Origin of the sequence: Vogesella mureinivorans (genome assembly GCF_007644035.1) — a bacterium.
Lineage (GTDB): Bacteria > Pseudomonadota > Gammaproteobacteria > Burkholderiales > Chromobacteriaceae > Vogesella > Vogesella mureinivorans.
In genome coordinates, this window is sequence record NZ_VMTV02000898.1 from 1 (window position 1) to 251 (window position 251).

The following is a 251-nucleotide window of genomic DNA, read 5'->3' on the forward strand; positions in this document are numbered from 1 at the left end:
GGTGCAGGTCAAGTGGCTCCCGCCCTTGACCGCCTTCGACACGCGATTGACGGCGACCGGCTTTTCAAGCATGCCGTCGCTGTTGTCACGATCGTTCGTGCTCATTGCGATTCTCTCGATTGCTTACGACCCTTCGGGTCGCTTGTAGTTGTGGTGCAGCAAAGGGATCGCAGAGCGATCAGAACTTCAGGCCAGCCTCACGGGCGGCATCGGCAAGAGCCTTGATGCGACCGTGATAGCGGAATCCCGAG

At 59.4% G+C, this 251-nt stretch carries 1 protein-coding gene; it reads right to left on the bottom strand.

The window, feature by feature from the left end:
* Nucleotides 1-178 precede the first annotated feature (178 nt).
* Nucleotides 179-251 (bottom strand): 50S ribosomal protein L18 (locus tag FLQ44_RS20160; RefSeq protein ID WP_276607896.1); only part of this gene is annotated, 73 nt, incomplete at its 5' end.